This window comes from Marinobacter sp. KMM 10035, from assembly GCF_046537445.1.
Lineage (GTDB): Bacteria > Pseudomonadota > Gammaproteobacteria > Pseudomonadales > Oleiphilaceae > Marinobacter > Marinobacter sediminicola.
The window spans coordinates 655,594-680,021 of sequence record NZ_JBBVMG010000002.1; the positions used below are offsets into that span (position 1 = coordinate 655,594).

At 52.9% G+C, this 24,428-nt stretch carries 19 protein-coding genes; 4 read left to right on the plus strand and 15 right to left on the minus strand.

The annotated features are described in order from the left end of the window. Positions 1–33 precede the first annotated feature (33 nt). Genes cysP through AADB16_RS14960 form a run of 4 tightly spaced genes read left to right on the plus strand, consistent with a single transcriptional unit; the run spans position 34 to position 3,945 of the window. Positions 34–1,047: a thiosulfate ABC transporter substrate-binding protein CysP gene (gene cysP, locus AADB16_RS14945; RefSeq protein WP_410804427.1), complete on the plus strand. Its 1,014-nt coding sequence runs from the start codon at positions 34–36 to the stop codon at positions 1,045–1,047. 57 nt (positions 1,048–1,104) lie between these two features. Further along, positions 1,105–1,935: a sulfate/thiosulfate ABC transporter permease CysT gene (gene cysT, locus AADB16_RS14950; protein WP_410804583.1), complete on the plus strand. Its 831-nt coding sequence runs from the start codon at positions 1,105–1,107 to the stop codon at positions 1,933–1,935. Between the two features lie 4 nt (positions 1,936–1,939). Continuing rightward, a complete protein-coding gene (cysW, locus tag AADB16_RS14955; protein ID WP_410804428.1) occupies positions 1,940–2,809 on the plus strand; it encodes a sulfate ABC transporter permease subunit CysW in 870 nt (289 codons plus the stop codon). Next, on the plus strand, positions 2,809–3,945 hold the full coding sequence (locus AADB16_RS14960; RefSeq protein ID WP_410804430.1) for a sulfate/molybdate ABC transporter ATP-binding protein: 1,137 nt from the start codon (positions 2,809–2,811) through the stop codon (positions 3,943–3,945). The genes cysW and AADB16_RS14960 overlap by 1 nt, the downstream gene beginning before the upstream one ends. A gap of 172 nt (positions 3,946–4,117) precedes the next feature. Here the strand turns inward: AADB16_RS14960 and AADB16_RS14965 are convergent, their stop codons facing one another. The 15 genes from AADB16_RS14965 to AADB16_RS15035 all read right to left on the minus strand — a co-directional run bounded on the left by AADB16_RS14965 (position 4,118) and on the right by AADB16_RS15035 (position 24,396). Further along, positions 4,118–4,483 (minus strand): MerR family transcriptional regulator, encoded by a 366-nt coding sequence (locus AADB16_RS14965; protein ID WP_200203768.1) that lies wholly within the window; start codon positions 4,481–4,483, stop codon positions 4,118–4,120. Continuing rightward, positions 4,464–4,766, minus strand: a complete 303-nt coding sequence (gene ihfA / locus AADB16_RS14970; protein WP_071264800.1) for an integration host factor subunit alpha — start codon at positions 4,764–4,766, stop codon at positions 4,464–4,466. The genes AADB16_RS14965 and ihfA overlap by 20 nt, the downstream gene beginning before the upstream one ends. 3 nt (positions 4,767–4,769) lie before the next feature. Further along, a complete protein-coding gene (gene pheT, locus AADB16_RS14975; RefSeq protein WP_309045308.1) occupies positions 4,770–7,142 on the minus strand; it encodes a phenylalanine--tRNA ligase subunit beta in 2,373 nt (790 codons plus the stop codon). Positions 7,143–7,202: 60 nt separating this feature from the next. Next, a complete protein-coding gene (pheS, locus tag AADB16_RS14980; RefSeq protein WP_410804433.1) occupies positions 7,203–8,201 on the minus strand; it encodes a phenylalanine--tRNA ligase subunit alpha in 999 nt (332 codons plus the stop codon). Positions 8,202–8,360: 159 nt separating this feature from the next. Next, positions 8,361–8,714, minus strand: coding sequence for a 50S ribosomal protein L20 (gene rplT, locus AADB16_RS14985; protein WP_200203762.1), 354 nt, complete (start codon positions 8,712–8,714; stop codon positions 8,361–8,363). A 44-nt stretch (positions 8,715–8,758) separates the two neighbouring features. Then, a complete protein-coding gene (gene rpmI / locus AADB16_RS14990) occupies positions 8,759–8,950 on the minus strand; it encodes a 50S ribosomal protein L35 (RefSeq protein ID WP_100639828.1) in 192 nt (63 codons plus the stop codon). Positions 8,951–9,046: 96 nt separating this feature from the next. After that, positions 9,047–9,586: a translation initiation factor IF-3 gene (gene infC, locus AADB16_RS14995; RefSeq protein WP_200204081.1), complete on the minus strand. Its 540-nt coding sequence runs from the start codon at positions 9,584–9,586 to the stop codon at positions 9,047–9,049. 2 nt (positions 9,587–9,588) lie between these two features. Beyond that, positions 9,589–11,514, minus strand: coding sequence for a threonine--tRNA ligase (gene thrS, locus AADB16_RS15000; protein WP_410804436.1), 1,926 nt, complete (start codon positions 11,512–11,514; stop codon positions 9,589–9,591). A 177-nt stretch (positions 11,515–11,691) separates the two neighbouring features. Then, entirely contained in the window at positions 11,692–14,301 is a 2,610-nt protein-coding gene (locus tag AADB16_RS15005; protein WP_309045305.1) for a TRAP transporter permease, read from the minus strand. An 87-nt stretch (positions 14,302–14,388) separates the two neighbouring features. Further along, positions 14,389–15,372, minus strand: coding sequence for a TAXI family TRAP transporter solute-binding subunit (locus AADB16_RS15010; protein WP_309045304.1), 984 nt, complete (start codon positions 15,370–15,372; stop codon positions 14,389–14,391). 183 nt (positions 15,373–15,555) lie between these two features. Then, the gene (locus AADB16_RS15015; RefSeq protein WP_309045303.1) at positions 15,556–17,940 is read right to left on the minus strand and encodes an efflux RND transporter permease subunit; all 2,385 of its coding nucleotides are present in this window, start codon (positions 17,938–17,940) and stop codon (positions 15,556–15,558) included. A gap of 46 nt (positions 17,941–17,986) precedes the next feature. Continuing rightward, a complete protein-coding gene (locus tag AADB16_RS15020) occupies positions 17,987–19,135 on the minus strand; it encodes a WD40/YVTN/BNR-like repeat-containing protein (protein WP_410804439.1) in 1,149 nt (382 codons plus the stop codon). A gap of 160 nt (positions 19,136–19,295) precedes the next feature. Then, a complete protein-coding gene (locus tag AADB16_RS15025; RefSeq protein WP_410804441.1) occupies positions 19,296–20,684 on the minus strand; it encodes a DUF1329 domain-containing protein in 1,389 nt (462 codons plus the stop codon). 176 nt (positions 20,685–20,860) lie between these two features. Further along, positions 20,861–23,512, minus strand: coding sequence for an aminopeptidase N (gene pepN / locus AADB16_RS15030; protein WP_410804443.1), 2,652 nt, complete (start codon positions 23,510–23,512; stop codon positions 20,861–20,863). 83 nt (positions 23,513–23,595) lie between these two features. Beyond that, positions 23,596–24,396, minus strand: coding sequence for a DUF2797 domain-containing protein (locus AADB16_RS15035; RefSeq protein WP_410804585.1), 801 nt, complete (start codon positions 24,394–24,396; stop codon positions 23,596–23,598). Between the last annotated feature and the right edge of the window lie 32 nt (positions 24,397–24,428).

Sequence of the window (24,428 nt, forward strand, 5' to 3'; positions counted from 1 at the left end):
ACGCCATCACATCATTTGGTTTAGGGGATTGTCATGCCAAGTAAACTCAAGGGCCTGCTCACCGGCCTTGCGCTGAGCGCTTCACTTTTTGCACAACCGGCGCTGTCTGCCGACCGTGAGCTGCTTAACACCTCCTATGACATTGCCCGGGAACTGTTTGCTGCATACAACGTGCACTTCAGCAAATACTGGGAAGAGAAAACCGGTGAAACCCTTGAAGTCAGCCAGTCCCATGCCGGTTCCTCCAAGCAGGCACAGGCCATCATCCAGGGCTTGAAAGCAGACGTAGCAACTTTCAATCAGGTTACCGACATCGATATCCTGCACGCCCGCGGCGGCCTGATTCCAGAGAACTGGGCCGAGCGTCTGCCGAATAACAGTTCGCCCTACTATTCCACCATGGCGTTCCTGGTGCGTAAGGGCAACCCGAAAAACATTCAAAACTGGGACGATCTGATTAAAGAAGATGTTGCCCTGGTTATGCCCAACCCCAAAACCTCAGGCAACGGCCGTTACACCTACCTGGCTGCCCTTGGTTATGCCCAAGACCGCTTTGGCGACGATCAGACGAAAATTGATAGCTTTCTGCAGGATTTCCTTTCTCATGTGAAGGTGTTCGACAGCGGCGGTCGTGGTGCAACCACCACTTTTATCGAGCGTGAGATTGGTGATGTACTTCTGACATTTGAGTCCGAAGTACTGAATCTGGCTGACCGTTACGAGAATGGTGAGTACGAAGTTGTAACGCCAAAGGTAAGCTTTTTGGCTGAGTTTCCGGTTACCTGGATCGACGAATACGTAAAGCAGAATAAAACCGAGGATCTTGCAAAAGCGTATCTGGAGCACCTGTACAGTGAGGACGCCCAGCGACTGCTGGCCGGATTCAACTACCGGGTTCACAACGAGACGGTAAAGCAGGAAACGTCGGACCGCTTTCCAGAAGTAAAACTTCTGCCCATCGACGCCATCGCTGGCAGCTGGGAAAACGCCACTAAAGAGCACTTTGCCAGTGGTGGCAAACTCGACCAACTGCAACGCCGGCGGTAATTGATGTCCACGGCTAACCAGGCCGGCGCTGCAGCAGTCTCTCAGCGCTGGCCACGGATCGGAAACCGCAGCAAGCGGGTACTACCGGGGTTCGGTTTGAGCCTCGGTATTTCGCTTTTATTTATCAGCCTTATCTTGATGCTGCCACTCACCGGACTGGTGATGGAAGTGTCTGCCATGAGCTTCGACCAGTTCTGGTTCGTGATCACTGATCCACGGGTCGTTGCGTCATACAAAGTCACTGCATTTTCAGCACTGGCCGCCTCACTGTTCAACGGCATCTTCGGGTTGCTTCTTGCCTGGGTTCTGGTGCGTTATGAATTCCCGGGAAAGCGACTGATTGATGCGGTCGTTGATTTACCGTTTGCTCTGCCTACTGCGGTAGCCGGCATCGTTCTCGCCACACTGTTTGCAGAGAATGGCTGGTACGGACAGTGGCTAAGTAAGCTGGGAATTGAAGTTGCCTTTACGCCTGTAGGTATCATTGTAGCCATGGCGTTCACTAGCCTGCCGTTTGTGGTGCGCACAGTACAGCCGGTTCTTGAAGAACTCGCCCCTGAAGACGAAGAGGCAGCGGTTAGCCTGGGCGCCAGCGATGGCTTGGTATTTCGTCGGGTAATCTTCCCTGCCCTATGGCCAGCACTGCTGACTGGTGTGGCCTTGTCTTTTACCCGCAGCCTCGGTGAATTCGGTGCCGTTATCTTTATTGCAGGCAACATGCCTTACGTGAGCGAAGTCACCAGCCTGATGATTTTTGTCCGCTTGCAGGAATACGATTATGCAGCGGCCAGCGCCATTGCTTCAGTGATATTGCTGGTATCTCTAGTGATGCTGTTTGCTATCACCCTTTGGCAGGCTCGCTATCTCAAACGCATAGAGGGACGCTAATTCCATGAATGCCTCCCAATCTTCCCGGCACCGCCGTGTTGGCGATAGCCCGGTAATAAAATGGCTGTTGATCGGCATTGCTGTGGCTGTGGCACTGGCTTTGTTGATCGTGCCGTTACTTGTGATTTTTGTTGAGGCTCTGGGCGCTGGCTGGGGAACCCTGGCAGACAACCTGACGGATCAGTACACGCTACATGCCATTGGCCTGACGCTGTTTGTGGCTGCGCTTACCGTGCCTCTCAACCTGGTTTTTGGTACTGCACTGGCTTGGCTGGTCACACGCTTTCGTTTTCCCGGCCGCAAGTTACTGATCACTCTGATTGATATTCCGTTTGCTGTATCTCCGGTTGTTGCGGGCTTGTTGTACCTTCTGCTCTACGGTCGTAACGGCTGGGTTGGCAGCTGGCTTGCGGATTACGACATGCAGCTGATGTTTTCGTGGCCCGGCATTGTGATGGTTACTGTGTTTGTCACCTGCCCCTTCGTTGCCCGCGAGTTGATACCGCTCATGCAACAACAAGGCAGCGAGGAAGAAGAAGCCGGTGTTGTGCTGGGGGCTTCCGGCTGGAGAATATTCCGCACAATCACGCTCCCCAACATCAAATGGGCACTGATTTACGGCGTGGTACTCACTAACGCACGGGCAGTGGGCGAGTTTGGCGCTGTATCGGTGGTGTCTGGCAATATCCGCGGGCAAACCAACACGCTCCCCCTGCACGTCGAGCTGTTGTACCAGGATTACAATATTGTTGGCGCTTTTGCGAGCGCCTCGCTACTGGCCGGCATTGCGGTATTTACGCTGGCTGTTAAAGGTTTCGTGGAATGGCGACAGACGCGCACTCTGAATCGTCTGCAAACAGAGGAGACAGCGTAATGACTATCATGGTTGATGGCATCAACAAGCGTTTTGGACAATTTCAGGCGCTGAACAACGTCTCTCTGGATATTCCTGAAGGCAAACTGACCGCACTTCTAGGCCCTTCTGGCTCTGGGAAAACAACTCTGCTGCGCATTATTGCCGGCCTTGAGTCTGCCGATAGTGGTAGAGTCAGCTTCTCGGGAAAGGATGTAACTAAGCTGCACGTACGTGACCGCAATATTGGTTTTGTGTTCCAGCATTACGCCCTTTTCCGCCACATGACCGTGGCACAGAACATAGCGTTTGGTCTGGATTCACTGCCGCGGAAACAGCGCCCATCCAAAGCAGAGATTCAAAAGCGCGTTGGCGAGCTGCTGGAAATGATTCAGTTGCCGCATTTGGCTAATCGCTTCCCCGCTCAGCTCTCTGGCGGTCAAAAACAGCGTGTAGCCCTAGCCCGCTCCATTGCAACACAACCCAAAATTCTGCTTTTGGACGAGCCTTTTGGTGCACTGGATGCCAAGGTGCGTAAAGACCTGCGGCGCTGGCTGCGCAATTTGCACGATGAATTCCATTTCACCAGCATTTTCGTGACTCACGATCAGGAAGAAGCTCTGGAGCTATCGGATCAGGTAGTGGTCATGAGCCAAGGCAATGTGGAACAGGTGAACGAGCCAACTGAGCTTTACGCCCGACCAGACAGCCGCTTCGTGTTCGACTTCCTCGGGCAGGTGAATGTGCTGTCTGGTGACATCAAGCATGGCACCTTAAGCCAGGGCAGCGCCTGGGTAACAGTTCCGGACATCCAGCATCAAGGCACTGCTCAGCTCTACCTGCGGCCCCATGAAGTACGCCTGGCCACAGCGCCTGCCGCACATGCCAATCTTCCACTGCGCATCGAAGCCGTTAGCCTGATTGGATCCGAAGTGCGCGTTGAGCTGCGCCCAGAGGGCTGGGCGAGTGAAGGCTCAGATAACATCTGGGAAGTTGGCATCAGCCATGCGGAGTTTAACCAGCAACGCCCAACTCGTGGCGATCTGCGTTATGCCATACCAGAGGTTGGGCACCTGTTTACCGGCAAAGACACTCAGCCGGCACCAGTGAACTGGGATGAGGCTAAGCTGCCACCCAGAATTCGCCTGATCAACTGAGCACTTTGGGCGCTCCGGACTAAACCTTCGGGGCGCTTGCTGTTTTAGCCTGTGACATCAATCCTGCCTCGGCCTCTTCGTCCACGATAGCCAGACTCTGGCAAGGCCGAACGCGAGGCAAAAAAAAGCCGAAGTGATGGACGTAGCTTCGGCTTTTTTTTACGAACACACTCTATTTTACTGGGGCGTTGAGCACGTCCAGGACGTCTTCCAATTCGGTAATCATTTGACGGATAAGCTGCTTGTACTGGGTTGTGTCGTCTTTCACTTCGTGGCTACTCAGCTTCTGCTTGGCGCCCCCGATGGTGTAACCCTGTTCATACAGCAAGCTGCGTATCTGCCTTATGGTTATTACATCAGCACGCTGGTAGTAGCGGCGATTACCGCGGCGCTTGACCGGCGACAACTGCGGAAACTCTTGCTCCCAATAGCGCAGCACGTGTGCCTTAACCGCACACAGCTCGGCTACTTCACCGATCGTAAAGTAGCGCTTCCCGGGAATCGTGGGGAGTTCGTTGTTATGACTGGGTTCCAACATACGCTTCTACTTTTTGTTTCAGTTTCTGTCCCGGGCGGAACGTAACAACACGCCGTGCGCTTATCGGAATCTCTTCACCGGTCTTGGGGTTTCGGCCCGGTCGCTGCTTCTTGTCTCGCAGATCAAAGTTACCGAAACCCGACAACTTTACCTGTTCGTTATGGCTGAGTGCGCCTCTGATCTCATCGAAGAAAGCTTCCACCATTTCCTTGGCTTCGCGTTTGTTCAGACCCAATTCTTCGTACAAGCGCTCGGCCATTTCCGCTTTCGTCAAAGCCGCCATGTCTCAACTCCTCAGTGTTGCCCCCAACTCTTCCTTCAGTGCGTCGATAACACCGTTAAAGAGCGAATGCACTTCATCTTCATTCAACGTGCGTTCAGGATGTTGCCAGAATAAACTGAGAGCCAGGCTACGATTACCCTCACCCAGACTTTCCCCTTCATAAACATCAAACGCACGCAACGCTGTTAATCGCTCGCCGGCATGCTTGCGGGCTACACGCTCTACGTCAGCAAACGAGACATCACCACCAATAATGATCGCTAAATCTCGTCGAACTTCCGGGAATTTCGAAATTTCTTTGAAATTAGGCACATATCCAGTAATGATCGAATTCAAGGATAGCTCAAACATTAGAATGGTGCCATTAAGTTCAAGATTTTTCTGAACTTGTGGGTGCAGCGTACCCAACCAGCCTACATGCTCGCCATCCCTCAGGAGTTCAGCCGTCTGCCCCGGGTGCAAAGCGGGGTGTCGACTGCCAACAAACCCGATTTCAATGCCCAGCAAACTGAAAAGTCCTTCCAACTCTCCTTTTACATCAAAAAAATCAGTAGTTCTGCGACCGTTCACCCAGTTTTCAGGATATTGCGGGCCGACAACCACGCCTGCCAGCATGGGCTGCTGGTCAATGCGCTGGCCATCCTGCAGGAAACGCAACCCTGTCTCAAACAGGCGTATACGGGGTTGTTGACGATTCTGGTTATGGGCGACGGTTTTCAGCAAGCCACTCCAGAGGGTGGTTCGCATAACAGAGAGATCTGACGATATAGGATTAGCCAAGGCGATACCTTCATGCTCGGGATCCACCTGCGCCTGCACTTTTGGATCCACAAAGCTGTAGGTAATCGCTTCCTGATATCCGTGAGAAACAAAGTAACTCTGTATGGCCGACACTGGCCGAGTTGCTTCGTCATTTACGCGCAACCCAAGTGAACCTGTAGGCTCGGTGACCGGAAGATTGTTGTAGCCATAGATACGACCGACCTCTTCGATCAAGTCTTCTTCAATAGATATATCAGGGCGAAAGCTTGGCACTAGAATCCGCCAACCATCTTTCAAAAGTTTCTCAACACGCAAGCCAAGGCGAGTTAGGATTTCCTCAACCGTTGTGCGGTCGATCTCCAGACCCAGCACATCTGCCAAACGCTTGGAACGCAGATCTATTGAGTGCGCCTTTGGCAGGTGCTTGGCGCTGGACACCTCGACTATTTCCCCGGGCTCACCGCCTACGATTTCCATCAAGAGCTGCGTTGCTCGCTCCATCGTGTCGCGGGCAAGCTCGTAATCAACTCCACGCTCAAATCGATGGGAGGCATCTGTGTGCAGGCCATAGTGGCGAGCCTTGCCGGCAAGTGTAATCGGGTCGAAGTAGGCAGCCTCGAGCACCAAATCACGGGTCTTTGCACTCACACCCGAATGCTCACCACCCATAACGCCTGCGATGGCAATTGGCTTTTCGTGATCGGCAATCACCAGCGTTTGTTCAGTCAGCTCAACTTCCTGTCCGTCCAGCAGCACCAGCTTCTCGGCGGGACGCGCCATACGAACAACAATACCCTTACTGATCTCGTCGCGATCGAACGCGTGCATTGGCTGACCCTGCTCCAGCATTACGAAGTTGGTCACATCGACAGCCGCATCGATCGAGCGAACGCCGGAGCGGCGGAGCTTCTCTTGCATCCACAAGGGCGTTTCGGCTTGAAGGTTCACGTTTCGGAGAATGCGTCCCAAGTAACGCGGGCAACCTTCCGGTGCATCTACCCGGATATCGGGAACTTCTGAATGCACAGCTTCAACCGGTTCAATCTGCGGCGCTTCTGGAACCAGGCTGTTCAGCACGCCGACTTCGCGAGCAATGCCCTTGATCGAGAGGCAATCGCTACGGTTAGGCGTCAGATCCACATCGATAGCCACGTCGTTCAACTTAAGATAATCACTCAAGGATGCGCCGACCGGTGCATCGGAAGGCAGCTCCATCAAGCCTTCATGGCTTTCAGACAATCCCAGTTCAGATTCCGAGCACAGCATACCTTCAGAAGGCTGGCCGCGAAGTTTGGCTTTGCGAATCTTGAAATCACCGGGCAGTACAGCACCAACCACTGCAAAAGGTACTTTCAAGCCCTGGCGCACATTGGGGGCCCCGCACACCACCTGAACAACCTGAGTGCCGTCGTTCACTTGGCACACTCGCAGCTTGTCTGCGTCCGGGTGAGGCTCAACGGATTGAACCTCTCCAACGACGACACCATCAAACTTGCCAGCAACAGGTTCGAAGCCATCAACTTCCAACCCTGCCATGGTTATCTGATCCATCAACTGCTGAGAGTTGATTTCCGGGTTAACCCACTCGCGCAGCCACTGCTCACTGAATTTCATGGTAAATGCCTTGTTCTGATGCGGTTTCGACGTTTGATTTGGATGCCGTAAAACGTGTTATTAACGGAATTGGCGTAAAAAGCGTAAATCGTTCTCGAAGAACATACGCAGATCGTTCACGCCATAGCGGAGCATCGCCAGGCGCTCAACGCCCATGCCAAATGCAAAGCCGCGATATTCCTCGGCATCAATACCGCAGTATTCAAACACTTTCGGGTGAACCATTCCGCACCCCATAATTTCCAACCACTTGATGCTGCCATCGGCTTCCCGGCCCCACTCGATATCCACCTCAGCAGAGGGTTCGGTAAACGGGAAATAAGATGGCCGGAAACGAACCTGAAGGTCACGCTCAAAAAACACCCGCAGAAACTCTTCTACTGTGCTCTTCAGATCGGCAAAACTGACATTTTTCTCAACCAGCAACCCCTCAACCTGATGAAACATAGGGGTATGGGTCATGTCTGAATCGCATCGGTACACACGCCCGGGGCAAATCATGCGAAACGGCGGTTTGCCAGCCTCCATGGTACGGATCTGCACAGGAGAAGTATGGGTGCGCAACAAGGTGCCGGGATTGAAATAGAAGGTGTCGTGCATAGCACGGGCCGGGTGATGGCCGGGAATATTGAGCGCTTCGAAATTGTGGTAGTCGTCTTCGATCTCCGGCCCTTGTTCTACGGTATAACCGGCCCGGGAGAAGAACTCTTCTATACGCTGCAGTGTGCGGGTAACCGGGTGCAATCCACCCAGATCCTGACCTCGGCCGGGCAAGCTTACATCAATGGATTCGCCAGCAAGCTTTTGCTCTATGGCAACTCGCTCCAAGTTGCTCCGCTTGGCGTTAATCGCCTGTTCAACCTGTCCTTTTGCCTCATTAATTTTCTGGCCGGCGGCGGGGCGCTCTTCGGCAGACAGTTTCCCCAAAGTTTTGGCCTGCTGGGTAATTGCGCCTTTTTTACCAAGGTATTCAACACGAATTTGATCAAGCGCCTGCAAGCTGTCGGCTTTTTCGACTGCCGTTAAACCGTCCTGAACCAGTTGCTCCAGGTTTTCCATTGACCCTGCTCCAAACCAGAAATGAGGAATTCAAAAAACGAACTCTTGAAACAAAAATAGGGGAAGAGCGTGCCCTTCCCCTATTAAACGGTGCCTGTTGCGCAGATAAATCAGCACTTGGCACCGGCTCGATTCGTAATCGATGAAAGAGCTAAGCGATCAAAGGGATGCTTTTGCCGTTTCAACAACAGCAGCAAACGCCTGCTGCTCGTTCATGGCCAGGTCGGCCAGAACCTTACGGTCGATCTCAACATTTGCCTTTTTCAGGCCAGCAATCAAACGGCTGTAAGACAGGCCGTTAGCCCGAGCACCAGCGTTGATACGAGCAATCCACAGTGCGCGGAAAGCGCGCTTGCGGTTACGACGGTCGCGATACGCATACTGACCGGCTTTGATAACCGCTTGCTTGGCAACGCGGAATACACGACTACGAGCGCCGTAGTAACCCTTGGCCTGCTTTAAAATCTTCTTGTGACGACGACGTGCAACCACGCCACGTTTAACACGAGCCATACCTTAATCCTTCTACCTTAAAACCGTTGAGAGTGTTTGCTGCGTTACTTACGGAGCATACGCTTTACGGATGCCACATCAGATTTGGCAACCAATGAAGTACCACGCAGCTGACGCTTACGCTTAGGGCTCTTCTTGGTCAGGATGTGACTGGTGAAGGCTGACTTGTGCTTGAAGCCGGTAGCAGTTTTCTTGAACCGCTTAGCCGCTCCACTTTTCGTTTTCATTTTAGGCATTTTTTAAAACTCCGCATTCTGTTTTTTAATACATCAATATGAACCTGAACGACAAAACCCCTACCGTCAGGCAGGGGATTCATCACTGAATCAGATTCACTTCTTTTTGCGGGGAGCCACAATCATGGTCATCTGCCGGCCTTCCATTTTGGGCCGCATTTCTACCTGTGCCAGCGCTTCGATATCTGCCTCGATGCGCTCCATGAGTTTCATACCAATTTCCTGGTGTGCCATCTCACGGCCACGGAACCGGATAGTGATCTTGCCGCGGTCCCCGCCTTCAAGGAAACGTACCAGGTTGCGTAGTTTTACCTGATAATCCCCTTCTTCAGTTCCTGGTCGGAACTTAAGCTCTTTGACTTGCGTCTGTTTTTGCTTCTTCTTGGCAGCAGCCTTCGCCTTTTTCTCGTCGAAGACCTTTTTGCCATAGTCCATTATTTTACAGACGATCGGATCGGAATCTGTAACCTGTACCAAATCCAGGGTCGCCTCCTCTGCCATCTTGAGGGCCTCTGCGATCGGAACTACACCCACCTGCGTGCCCTCGGCATCTATCAGGCGGACTTCAGTTGCATCAATATTCTCATTGATCGGCGCCTTTGGAGTACGCCCACCCCGATTCGTTCGCTGTTTAATAGTTAAATCTCCGTCTTGATTCTGCCCTTGCGCTCAACATCTTCTTTCAGAAGTTGTTCGAACGCTTCGAGCGATAGGGTTCCCAAATCTTCACCTTTGCGGGTTCTCACCGCAACTGCGTTGTTTTCGACTTCTTTATCGCCGACAACAGCAAGAAAGGGAACTTTGTTAATTGTATGCTCGCGGATTTTAAAGCCGATCTTCTCGTTTCTCAAGTCAGCATTAACCCTAAAGCCCAAAGAATCCAACTTTTTCGCCAGATCCTGACAATAATCACGCTGATTATCGGTAATATTTAGAATGGCGACCTGAGTTGGAGCAAGCCATGTAGGGAACGCGCCCTCATACTCTTCGATCAGGATACCAATAAACCGCTCAAAAGAGCCAAGTACAGCTCGGTGCAGCATAACCGGGGTTTTACGCTCGGAGTTATCTGCAACGTACTGGGCACCAAGGCGGCCAGGCATAGAGAAATCTACCTGAATAGTGCCACACTGCCAAACCCGTCCGATACAGTCCTTGAGAGAAAACTCAATTTTCGGGCCATAGAACGCGCCTTCGCCCGGCAACAACTCCCAGTCCACACCTTCGCGATTAAGTGCTTCTTCCAGAGCAGCCTCAGCTTTATCCCAAACTTCATCCGAGCCCACACGTTTTTCGGGGCGGGTAGAAAGCTTGTACAGAATTTCCTCAAACCCGAAGTCTTCATACACTTCATGAAGAAGCTCAATAAACTTGGACACTTCTGGCTGAACCGCATCTTCCTCGCAGAAAATGTGAGCATCATCCTGAGTAAAGCCACGCACCCGCATCAAGCCGTGCAGTGCTCCGGAGGCTTCATTACGGTGGCAGGAGCCAAACTCAGCGAGCCGCAGCGGAAGATCCTTATAGCTCTTCAAACCCTGGTTAAATACCTGAATATGGCAAGGGCAGTTCATTGGCTTGATGGCGAAATCGTGCTTCTCAGATTCCGTGGTAAACATATCATCACGGAACTTGTCCCAATGCCCGGACTTCTCCCACAAGCTACGGGAGACCACCTGCGGCGTTTTGATCTCTTTATAGCCGTGACGGTGCAGCATTGAGCGCATGTATTGCTCTATTTCCTGATACACCGTCCAGCCGTCCGGGTGCCAGAACACCATACCTGGCGACTCTTCCTGCATATGGAAAAGATCCAGTTTCTTACCGAGTTTTCGGTGGTCACGTTTTTCTGCTTCTTCCAGGCGGTGCAGGTAGGCTTTGAGGTCCTTTTTGTTGCCCCAGGCAGTGCCATAAACCCGCTGCAACTGCTCATTATTGGTATCCCCACGCCAGAACGCACCGGAAACCTTAGTCAATTTAAACGCTTTAAGCTTGCCGGTGCTGGGCACGTGAGGGCCGCGACACAGATCGATAAAATCGCCTTGGCGATAGAAAGACAGATCTTCATCACCCGGAATATCTTCAATAATCCGAACTTTGTACTCCTCGCCCATCTCATCGAACAGCTTTACCGCTTCACTGCGGGAAAGCACAGAGCGGGATACCGGCATATCCTGTTTCGCAAGCTCTTCCATGCGCTTCTCGATTCTGGCCAGATCCTCATTGGTAAAAGGCCGATCGAATTTGAAGTCGTAGTAGAAGCCGTTGTCTATAACCGGCCCGATAGTCACCTGAGCCGAAGGAAACAGCTCTTTAACCGCCATAGCAAGCAAGTGAGCGGTAGAGTGACGGATTACATCAACACCCTCTTCATCACGCTCAGTGATAATGGCGAGCTCGGCATCCTGTTCGATCCGATAGCTGGTATCCACAAGCTGGCCGTCTACTTTGCCGGCAAGTGCGGCTTTGGCCAGGCCAGCACCAATGTCGGCGGCAACATCGTGTACGGTAACGGGTTCTGCGAAACTACGGTGACTGCCATCCGGCAGGGTTATGACGGGCATGAAAAGCTCCTGTTAAGTACTCAGCGGTGATCTATACCAGAGATCACATGGTGACGGCGTTCCGCGATACAAACCGCGAGCCGTTTCGGGGCGCAGTTTAACAGAAAAAACCCCGACAGGTTAATATCGGGGTTTACTTGGCGCTGAGCCGGTCGGATTTACCGCAGAACTGCCGGCTTACTGGGACGGCACAAAAGGAGGCCGCTCCCCCTCACCGGCCCTGCGTCTAAGCTGCAAAAACGCCAGAAAGCCAAGTAAGAGAAGCGCCGGAATAAACATCAACTCTTTGGGTGGGCGCGGGTTAGGCACCTGCACCACATCTATGGTCCAGCCAAAGCTCAGCCCGGCTTTCTCTGCATCGCTGCCAAAGTTGACGAACTCGACGTTCATTACGTCACCCGCTGCTGATACCTCCAGCCCAGCTGCCGCCAACCGCTTCTCCGGTGTTTCGGCCGCGGGCAGTGGCAATTGCAGATACTTGGATACGTCATCACCTGAAAGCGACATGCCCGCTGCCTGCAATACAATAGGCTGCCCAGGTGCAACCTCATCAACGTGCTGCATCAACTCTGAACCGGGCCGGTCGTTGGTGGGCGGGTATATCTCATCCCACCAGAAGCCCGGACGGAACAGAGTGAAGGTAATCAGCAGAAGACCAATGGTTTCCCACCAGCGGGTTTTCGTGAACCAGAAACCTTGGGTGGCCGCTGAAAACACCAGCATAGCTGTCACGGCACTAAACACTGTCACCAACAAATCGAACCAACCAGTTAGCCCGATCAGCAACAGCTGGGTGTTGAAGATGAACATGAACGGCAAAATTGCGGTTCGTATGTCGTAGGTGAAGCCTTGTATACCCGTTCGTATCGGATCCGCCCCCGAAATAGCGGCTGCAGCGTATGCCGCGAGCCCAACAGGGGGCGTATCATCCGCCAATATACCGAAGTAGAACACGAACAGGTGCACTGCAATCAAAGGCACCAGCAGGCCGTTTTCTGCACCCAAGGTGACAATGACAGGCGCCATCAAGGTAGACACAACAATATAGTTGGCCGTGGTAGGCAACCCCATACCAAGTATCAGACTGATAACAGCCGTAAAACTTAGCATCAGCAGCAAGTTGCCACCGGAGATGAACTCAACGAACTGAGTCATAACCAAGCCAATGCCGGTCAGCGTAACAGTGCCTACAACAATGCCCGCGGTGGCAGTGGCCACACCAATGCCCACCATGTTGCGGGCACCAGTAACCAGCGAATGAGCCAGATCTACCCCACCCTGCTTCAGGCCGCCCAGATAATCACCGCTGTTTTTGAAGAACGCTTTTAGCGGTCGCTGAGTCATGATGATAAACACCATGAACACTGTGGCCCAAAACGCCGACAATTGCGGCGAAAAACGCTCTACCGTCAGACACCAAACTAAAACCACTACCGGTAGCAGGAAATAAAGACCGGTTTTTACGGTCGCCCCAACGGGAGGCAACTTATCCATGAGCGAGTCCGGATCATCCTCTTCCAAATCCGGAAAACGCGAACCATAACCTACAAGCGCTATATAGATCGCGATCAGCAGCGGGGTAAGCACCCACATGGCTGCGCTGCCGAATACATCTTTCATCCAGCCCACACCGTAATACACCGCCAGGGTCAGCACGCTGAGCCCCAGCAGGATCATTACCCAAACAAGCATGCGCTGGGCCAGGGTTGGCTTATTCAGACGCTCAACACCCTTCATGTTCATCTTGCAGGCTTCAAGGTGCACGATATAGATAAGCGCTACGTAGGAAATCATCGCCGGCAGAATGGCGTGTTTGATCACCTCAAGGTAGGAAATACCGACGTACTCAACCATCAGGAACGCAGCTGCGCCCATAATGGGCGGCGTCAGCTGCCCATTGGTTGAGGCCGCCACTTCTACGGCGCCCGCCTTGGTAGCGGGGAAGCCCACCTTTTTCATTAGCGGGATGGTGAAGGTTCCCGTGGTGACCACGTTGGCAATAGAGGAGCCGGAGATAACACCACTCAAACCACTGGCGACCACTGCTGCCTTGGCTGGCCCTCCACGCATGTGACCAAGCATAGCGTAAGCCACCTTGATAAAGTAATTTCCTGCTCCTGCACGCTCAAGCAGCGCCCCAAACAGAACAAACAGGAATACAAAGCTGGTTGATACGCCCAAAGCGACACCGAATACACCTTCGGTGCCCAACCACTGGTGCGATGCGAGCTTGTTCAGGCTCGCCCCTTTGTGGGAGATCACATCCGGCATATAGGGGCCGGCAAGTGAATAGATAATGAAAACACCCGCAACAATCGTAAGGGGAAGGCCCAGCGCACGGCGGGTGGCCTCCAGCAATAAAACCAAGCCGGCCAGTGCGACCACAAGATCCTGGGTATTAGGTGACCCCGGACGACTCGCCAGCTGGTCATAAAAAACATAGAGATATGAAGCTGTACCCGCCGCAGCGAGGGCCAATATCCAGTCATACACAGGCACTTTATTGGTGTGCTTACCCCGAATCATGGGAAATGCTGCAAACGCCAGGAAAGAGGCGAATGCCAAATGAATCGAACGCGACTCTGTAGAGTTGAGCACGCCAAATTCGAAAATATAGGGTAGTGGTGATGCTATCCAAAGCTGGAAAAGAGACCAGAGCAAAGGAACACCAAAAAGAATGATCGCAGCAGATCCGGTTGCAGCCCTTCCACCGGATTCGGTTTGAAGAAACTCCTCTACCTTCTGCTTATCGATGCCATCCCCGGCTCTCGGGTCGCTATTGGTCATAGCAGAATCCTGTCAGAGGGAAACGATAGTGAAATTAAAGCTGCGGGCAGGGATTGCCCGCAGCCAACTCAAGTGCTTGGGATCGAATTAATCGATCAGGCCAGCTTCCTTGTAGTACTTAGCCGCACCGGGGTGCAACGGCGCACTCAAGGCATCAGCTACCATTTCACTCTTGTTCAGGTTCGCGAATGCAGGGTGCAAACGCTTGAAGCTGTCAAAGTTCTCGAATACTGCTTTAACCACTTCATATACCACGTCGTCCGGCACATCCGTTGACGATACGAAAGTTGCGGCAACACCAAAGGTGGTTACGTCGTTATCAGAGCCACGGTACATGCCTCCCGGGATAACGGCTTTCCGGTAATACGGGTTGTCATCGATCAGCTTTTTAGCAGAGTCGTTGTACACATTCACCAGTACACTGTCGCAAGACGTAGTTGCTTCTTTGATAGCACCAGATGGGTGGCCCACGGTGTAGAAGAATGCATCGATATTGCCATCGCACAGGGCCTGGGACTGCTCAGCCGCTTTTAGCTCAGCTGCGAGGGAGAACTTGTCCATAGTCCAACCCATTTCATTCATCAGCACTTCGGCTGTGGCGCGCTGGCCTGAGCCCGGGTTACCCACAGAAACCCGCTTTCCGGCAAGATCTTCAAAGTTCTTGATGCCCGAGCCTTTGCTCGCGACTACGGTGAACGGTTCCGGGTGCAGTGAGAAAACAGCACGAAGCTTCTTGTTTGGACCGTCGTCTTTGAACTGGCTGGTTCCGTTAAAGGCGTGGTACTGCCAGTCAGACTGGGCGACTGCAAGGTCCAATTCACCCTGGCGGATTGCATTCAGGTTGTATACAGAACCGCCGGTGCTCTCAACGGAGCAGCGAATGCCATGCTCTTTACGATCCATATTGACCAGGCGGCAAATAGCACCACCCGCCGGATAATAAACACCGGTAACGCCACCGGTTCCGATAGTAACAAAGCGTTGCTCCTGTGCGGAAACCGCTGTGGATGCAGCACCCAAGGTAACAGCCGCAGCAATAGCCAATGCAGAGGCTTTAAGTTTCAGTGTCATATGAATCATTCCTTATTATCATCGTTGTAATCAACTGCCCGCCTGAGCACGGGGGCAAGTGTCACGCTCACCATAGAACATAGACCACTTTGCGTCATAAATAAAGCTTGAGGTAGCTCGCTAACCAGTTGAGTAGGCAACAAAAAAGCCCGCATTCAGCGGGCTTTTTTGTCGTAGCCAGCCCTATTTGGCAGCACGAGCCTTGGCGATCATCTGATCTGGCCGCAGCAGGAATCGCGCAAGCGCAGGGAGCAGCCAGATCGCGCCGATCATATTCCACAAGAACATGAAGAACAGCAAGAAGCCCATATCCGCCTGAAACTTGATCGGCGAGAAGATCCAGGTCACTACGCCAAGCCCCAGCGTGACGCCGGTAAACATAACGGCCTTACCGGTTGAGCGCAGAGTTTCGAAGTAGGCTTCCTGAAGTGGCTTGCCGTCCAACAAATACTTCTCGAGTTTGCTGTAAATATAGATGCCGTAGTCGACACCGATACCCACACCAAGTGCAATAACAGGAAGGGTTGCGACTTTGATACCAATTCCCGACACAGCCATGATCGCTTCACAAAGAATCGATGTCAGCCCAAGCGGGACAACAATACACAACACAGCTCGGACAGAGCGGAAGGTCGCAAAACACAACAAGCTCACCACACTGTATACCAGGATAAGCATCATATCCTTGGCGTTGGCAATAACCTCGTTGGTCGCCGCCTCAACACCGGCATTGCCGGCGGCAAGCAAGAACGTGTGCTCATCGTTGCTGTTATTGTTCGCAAACTCTTCAACCCGCTCAACCACTGTTTCCAGAGTTTCAGCTTTGTGATCTTCAAGGAACACCAGCACGGGCGTCAGGCTGCAGGTGGTGTTGATAAGACCGGATGGCGCCTCACGGATGGACGCGTTGATGATGGTCTGGTTACGGGAAATCTCATACCATTTCCAGTTGCCTTCATTCAAAGCCTTGGTGACGATCTTCGACACATCGGCAAGCGACGCTGAGGACTGAACGCCCGGAGTGTTTTGAAGCTCCCATTGCAGTGAGTCCATGGCCCGAAGAACATTGTATTGAGTGCACTGCTCTTCTGGAGTTTTCACCATCACAACCAAGACATCGGCACTCGTAGAGTAGTTGTCGATGATATAGGCGTTATCCAGGTTGTAACGCGAGTCGGCACGAAGCTCAGGTGCACCTTGGTCCAGATCCCCTACTTTTAGATCCTGCTTATAGTAGAGGCCAAGACCCAAGCCAACCACAGCAATAAGCAATGAAATTGGTGCAACGCCAGGGTGCGCAAAGTAGGACATCATACGCCACTTGCGGTCCTGTTTTTCGCCGTGGTTCTGCACGTGGCGCACGCCACCTTTGGAAATACCAAGGTAAGACATGATCAGAACGTGGAGTACCAGGTTGGTGATGATAACAAACGCCACACCCAGTCCAGCCGCTATGGCCAGATCACGGATCACATCAATCTCGATGAAGAACAGCGTGAGGAAGCCGAACGCATCAGAAACCAGCGCCAACATGCCCGGAATATACAGCGCCCGGAATGCCAGGCGAGCGGCGGTTACAGCGTCAAAGCCCTTAGCTGCCTCCACCGCCATGGCATTGACGATTTGCACGCCGTGACTAATGCCAATGGCAAAGACAAGGAACGGCACAAGCACCGAGTATGGGTCCAGCCCGTATCCCAAAAGCCTGAGGGCACCAAGCTGCAGGAACACCGCAACAATCGAAGTGAACACAGGCACCAGCGTGCCGGTGATGCAGCGGGAGTACCAGAACAGCAACAGGGTTGTCAGCAGAATAGTTATGCCAGCGAACCAGGCAATCGACCCAATACCCTCAATCAGGTCGCCCACTTTCTTGGCAAAGCCGACGATGTGAATGTCTATGTTCGGATTTTGCGCTTCGTACTTGATCCGTATTTTCTCTTCCAGGTCCCGAGAAAACGCTGCGTAATCCAGTGGCTCTCCCGTTTCAGGATTCTTTTCATACAGAGGTGCATAAACAATCGTGGACCGGAAGTTATCTGACACCAACCGCCCTACTTCGTTGGAACGAAGTATGTTCTGGCGCAAATTCTCCAGACTTGCCGGCGAACCATCGTAGTCATCCGGAATAACGTTGCCGCCCTGGAAACCTTGCTCCGTTACCTCTACCCAGCGAACGTTTGATGTCCACAGAGTTTTCAGGCCTGAGCGGTCCACACCGTTAAGATAAAAAACCTCATCGGTGATCTGCTTCAGAGTCTCCATGTACTCTGCAGAAAAGATATCACCGGTTTTGGTTTCCACAGCAATGCGTACAAAGTTGCCCAGGTTTTCCAGGTCATTCCGGTGATCCAGCATATTGATGATATACGGGTGCTCAAGCGGGATCATTCGCTCGAAACTCGCATCCGGCTGGATTTTTACAGCGTTATATCCCAAAAACACCGTCAACAGCAGGAAACCGATAAGGATCACGGCCCGATTGTTGAAAATCAGGCGCTCCAGAAACGGTTCCGCCTTAGGCGTTGTCAGGTAGTGTTCACCCCTGTCATGGTTCGGGTTGGACATTCAAAAGCCCCTCTATTATTTTTTCGGTTGTTGCCACATCAGGGCGTTATTGAAGGTTCTTTCCGCGCGCGTCGGTGATTTTCACGCCGCTTTCACCCACGACAAGAAGATTGGTTCCAGATGCCGGAACAACACTCATAATGCCTGCCCGATCATTCCGGAAGTGCTCCCGAAATGACTCTGCGCCATTGGTACTCATCAGCACCGCGCCACCATTTCCAACCAGGGTTATCCGGCCGTCATCAGCCACTGAACCATCGTTAAGCGTAGCGCCTGCGCTGTTAGGTACCATCCGCCAAGTCTTTCCCAAATCGGCTGAAAAAAGCATGTTGCCACGCAGGCCAAAGGCCAGGAGTTCATTAACCTGCCCTGTCCCTATCACTCCGAACAGAGAGCCCTCATAAGGACTTTCGCGCCGCTCCCAGGTGTCTCCACCATCCACAGAAACGTGAATTTGCCCTGCCTCTCCTACAATAACAAGCGCTCCGCCAGTAATACGAGCAATGCTGTTGAGGTGGAAGTTCTGGGCGTTCTGAATCTGCGATGCCCAGTCACTCCAGGTACGACCGCCATCTTCCGTGCGCAGGATCATGCCATAGGCGCCTACGACAAAGCCGTGTTGATCATCTTCAAACCAGACACCAAGCAACGGGTTTACCGGGCCGATATCCAGGTCGGACTGCATGTTTTCTATGACAAACACCAGATCATCCATTGCCCACTCGAGATCTGCCTTTTCGGATTCAGGCGCCTCTTCGATGCGCTCTTCCATGGCGGCAACTTGATCTTCCTTACTCTCAATAGCCAGCTTGGAAGCATCGGTTCCGGTTAGCTGAAGGCTCCAGTTCTCTCCGGCATCGTCGGTATGCAGCACCACACCGCTATGACCAACGGCCCAGCCATGTGTTTCAGTTCCGAAATCTACGGCGGTCAAGGTAACAGACACAGGCACACTGCCCTGCACCCAGGTTTGCCCGTCATCATCCGAGTATATGATGTGTCCCCGCTCCCCCACTGCAACGATGCGATCGCCCGCGCGCACAGCGTCATTGAGGAGCTTCGTGGGTGCCAGGTCCGTTTGACGGGCCGGAGTTTCAATGAGATCCGCAACCGCAAATGCGGCCGGCGAGGACCAAACCATGGAAAGCCCGAGGCAGGCTGCCCCCAGCGTTTTGCACATCAACCTTTTAGCCATTCAAATTGCCTATTGTGTTGTTTTAACTTTATGTCTCTGGCCGGTAGCTCCGGCAATTAACGGCAAATATGCCGGCACCTGAGGCTACCGGCATATCATCACGCGACCTTAAGCAGCGAGGCAAGGGCTATAATCTCGCCACTCACAAAGAATATATGCCTTAGCGAACACTCCGTCGGCGCAGAGAGGCCGGAGAATAGTAACGCTTGTTCGGAATATCGTTCGTAAGAACTCGGGTATTTGGCTCTTCGGTGTCAAGGCCAATCACGTGATAACGACGGGCCTGTAAATCATGATAGACGTCCAGAACGGTCCACACACCCGGAAGTTCATAATAATTTTTCGCGAGACCCATGGTTACGCGCCACAATTCGCCACGACCGTCGTACTGATCCAACAGGACCGTGTTCCAGCTGTCTTCGTCAACGTAGAAGCGGCGCTTGCCGTAAATATGACGAGCCCCTTTTTTCAGGTTCGCTTCAACCACGTGCACGCGGTGCAACTCCCAGCGTGTCACATCCGGATTTACGTGGGACATACCGAGAATTTCAGAATAACGGAGCCCCTTTTCACCGATGCGGTAGTTGTTATAAGGAATATATATTTCCTTCAAACCTTCGTAAGACCAGTCGTAACGATCCAATGCACCGTTAAAGATATCCGTGTCATCCGCTGTGCGGAGGTTGTCGGCCGTTGCAATAGGTGAGTCGTAACCCAGGTTCGGGGCTCTTCTTACACGGCGCTGCCCAGCGTTATAACCCCACCCATTTCGTGGGCTTATAATCTGGTTAAGGGTTTCATGGATAAGAATGGCGCTACCCGCCAAGCGCGGAGGAGACTGAGTGAACGAAAGGTAGTAGAAAATGATGTTGTCGAGCTCACTCTCGTCTCCCTCAGGGTTATAAAAGTTGAAAAATGCTTCCTGCTGAGTAGTAACAAGCGAATAGTCGCCGTTCGTTTGGACGGCAACTTCACTGGAGCGACGTGTTCCTGAAATTCCGCGCCAACGGGTCAGGTGATTCCAGACAACCTGCCAAGCTTTTTGCTCGTCATTGCCACTCAGTATCGGGAAAGGGTAGCCACCATAGGCGCCTTTAAGGCCTTCACCCTTGCCAACAACTTCTGCTTCAACTGCATTTTTACGTGTATTTTCCGCAACCCAGTCAGGCACGGCGTGAGTGCGACGGGATTTATAGACGGGAATGCGAAAGCTGGTCGGATAGGTTTCAAATAATGCCAGAGCACCGTCTGTCAGGTGCTCCGCATACTGGTCTTTGTTTGACGCATTAATGGTGAACAATACTTCATCGTTCGGGAATGGATCAATATGGTGCTGACCCGAGCCTTTGTATCCTGCTGGCGGCTTTGTAATACCTCCGGTCCAAGCCGGGATAGTGCCGGATTCGTTGCCGGCCTTGATAGAGCCAAACGGCGTAAGGTCTTTGCCAAGGCGGGAAGCTTCACTGGAAGAAACTGCAGCCCAAGAGGGTGATGATGCTAATGAGAGGGCGAGCAAGCCCCCGAGTATCGCACTCTTTTTATGATTCATAGTTTGCCCTGAATTCAACTGGAAGCCCGTATAAAGGCTTTTTTATTATTACCTGATGGAAAGACAGGCTTTCCATCAGACTAGCCGATTCATCAAGGTTGTCTATCGATCGAAAGTGCGATTTTGTATCTGGCTGTAATCAAGCGTGCTCAATCACAGCCCCCTTTGACCAAACCTCAGGCTTCAAGGCTTTTGTGCACAACCTCATAGAGATCTGCCGACAGCTCTGCCTTGTCCCGAATCTGTTCAAGAGCGGTACGCATCAGTGCGCTGTAGGCAGGTGCAAACTTCTTCCAGCGGGTCAACGGTGCAACCAGCCGAGCAGCAATCTGCGGGTTGCTGTCGTCCAGTCGACACACCTGCTCAGCAAGGAATGAATAACCTGACCCATCGGGGTTGTGGAAGGCTGCCAGATTCTGGCCTGCAAACACCCCGATAACTGAGCGAATTTTGTTGGGATTTTTCCAATCAAAGGCGGGGTGCTTCAGAAGCGCCTGGATCTGCGGCAACTGGCCAGCCCGATCGGAGGACGCCTGCACCGAAAACCACTGCTCAACAACTTGGGGATCGCTCTGGAACTGCTCGTAGAAATCTGCCAGAGCCTGGCTTCTTTCTGCTGCGTAATCCGAGTTGACCAGAGCACGCAGCGCACCCATGCGATCGGTCATATTATCAGCCTCGCTAAGCTGCTGAAGAGCCAGGTCGCGCCCGGTATCGTCATTGATCATCAGCAACCAGGCGAGCGCCGTATTTTTCAGGCTTCGGCGAGCGACAGATTCCGGTGTCACCTCGTATTCACCGCCACCCAGGTTCCGGTTATAGCAGGCAACCAACTCATCTCGCAACGAGGTAGCCAAGTGGCTCAACACTTGTTCCCGTGTACGGTGAATAGCTGCTACATCCGGGCTATCCGCCAGTTCAATAAGATAGGCCTCAGAAGGCAGATGAAGCATCTTCGCCACCAAGGCCTGATCCAGCGCTCTGTCTGCCAGCAATGCGCGGTAGGCATCCACCAGGCGAGGGTCAACGTCCCCAGCCCCGGAGGAAGCCACCAGTGATTGGATCACATCAACCGCAAGCCGCTGGCCTGCATCCCATCGGTTGAAACCATCCGGGTCATGGCTCATCAAAAACACAAGCTGCTCGCGGCTCCATGGGTAGACCAATCGCACCGGTGCGGAAAAATGGCGCAGCAACGACGGTACGGGTTTCTGAGACAACCCGTGGAATTCGAACGTGTGGCTTGCGTCGGTTAGCTCAAGAACCCGTTCAGTTGGCGCACTCGCCGCATCTTCTGTACTTCCCAGCCTTAAAGGCAAAGCCTCCCCCTCAGCGCCCAGAAGGCCCAAGGCGAAAGGAATATGCTGTGGTTTCTTATTCGTCTGCCCTGACGTGTCAGGAATTGCTTGTTGTATCTTGAGACTGTATACACCGCGCTCGGAATCATAGTCATCTGCCACCGTCAGCACTGGCGTACCAGCCTGGTCGTACCACAAGCGGAACTGGGCGAGATCGCGACCGGATGCGTCTTCCATCGCCTTCACGAAATCATCGGTGGTGACCGCCTCGCCGTCGTGGCGTTCGAAATACAGATCACTGCCTTTACGGAACAAGTCCGGCCCCAGCAAGGTATGAATCATGCGCACCACTTCCGCACCCTTTTCATAAATGGTCAGAGTATAGAAGTTACTGATCTCCATGTACGAAGCGGGCCGCACTGGATGTGCCATTGGCCCGGCATCTTCAGCAAACTGAGCCGTGCGTAGAAGCGTTACGTCTTCAATTCGCTTGACCGTTGGTGAACCCATATCGGCCGAGAAGGTGGAATCCCGGAATACCGTGAACCCTTCTTTAAGGCTCAACTGAAACCAGTCCCGGCAGGTTACCCGGTTGCCAGACCAGTTGTGGAAGTACTCATGGGCAACAATGGATTCAATGCGCTGGAACGCAAGGTCGGTTGCTGTTTCCTGACTGGCCAATACGCAGGACGAGTTGAAAATATTCAGGCCCTTGTTCTCCATGGCTCCCATATTGAAATCGTCTACGGCAACAATCATGAAGATATCCAAATCGTACTCGCGGCCATAAACCTCTTCATCCCAGCGCATGGAGCGCTTGAGTGAGTCCATGGCATGCTGGCACTTGGCGGCATTGCGAGGCTCAACAAATATGCGCAAATCAATATCCCGGCCGGAACAGGTTGTAAAAGTATCCTGCTTTTCCACCAGGTCGCCTGCCACCAAGGCAAAGAGGTAACTCGGCTTGGGGAACGGATCTTCCCAGGTTACGAAATGGCGCCCGTCTTCAAGGTCACCCCTGTCCACGTCGTTACCGTTGGACAACAGCACCGGGCAACTGGCTTTGTCTGCTTCAATACGGGTGCGGTATCGCGCCATCACATCGGGGCGATCCGGAAAATAGGTAATGCAACGGAAACCCTCGGCTTCACATTGAGTGCAAAACATTCCCGAAGATTTGTACAGCCCTTCAAGCCGGGTGTTGTTCTGTGGCTCAATCCAGGTCACGACCGTTAACTCGAACCGGGCTGGCACCTTTGCAATAACAAGCTGCACACCGGTTTCATTATAGTCACTGCCTGCCGCCAGCTCTTGGCCATCCAACTCGACCCGCTCCAACTTAAGGCTATCGCCATCCAGCTCCAGGGGCGCGAATTCCTCGGTGGACTCCGGATTTCGGTGCACGGTTAAAGTGCTGTGCACCCGTGCACCACTTTCAAAGAGCTCGAAGCGAAGGTCGACGGTGTCTACCAGGTATGCCGGTACCTTGTATTCGCTCAGGCGGATGGTTGTTGGCTGATTGGTGCGCATTGATAGTCTCCAGATTGCTCAGCCTGCGAAGGACCCGGGGCGGGCCAGTCAGGCGTTATCAGATCGGACGGACAACGGGAATCTTAAGAGCCCATTACCCGGAAACGGACTTCATAACCGGTAAACTTGCGGATATTGATAACCCCGGTGTCGAGGATCAGGTATTGGCCTTTGATGCCCTCAAGAACCCCCTCCACTTCCGGTGTTTTATCCAGGTTATGAGTTTTGATTTTTTCTGGCCAGGTCTGCACGGGGTAGCTCAATTCAAGCCCCCGTTCATCCACTTCGCGAATGGCATCCTGCCCGTGTACTTCACGCAGCGCGGCGAGATCCTCTGCAATCAGCGCGAGTATCCGCTGGCGCTCCTGCACAAGATTCAACTCCGCAACATCGCCCCTGAGCATGGCGCGCCAGTTTGTGCGATCTGCAACGTGTTTCTTGCAGGCCACCTCAACAAGGCCGGAAAGATACCGGGTAGCCACTCTCAACATGGGAATAGCATCCACTGCACCCTGGTCGATCCAGCGCGTTGGCACTTGGGAACCGCGAGTAATGCCTACTTTGAGGCCCGATGAGTTAGCCAGATACACCACATGTTCAATCATGCAATGGGTTTCACCCCACTCAGGCTCACGGCAGGTGCCCAGGTGGTAATGGCATTTTTCAGGGCTCATGATGCAACTGTCACAGGAAGCCAGCTTCCGGAAGCAGGGGTAACAATGCCCTTGGTTGAAACTCTTTTTCGTTGTCCGGTCACAGTTAACGCAGCGAATCACACCCTCGAAATCAAAGCGTAAGGGCTGGCCTATGAGCTCATTCATTTCCACTCGAGCGTCACCTACAGCCAGTACATAGGACACAGGGTCGCCAGCTTCTGCGGGCATTTTTCTGAGCCGCCCGGTTACATCCGCAAAAT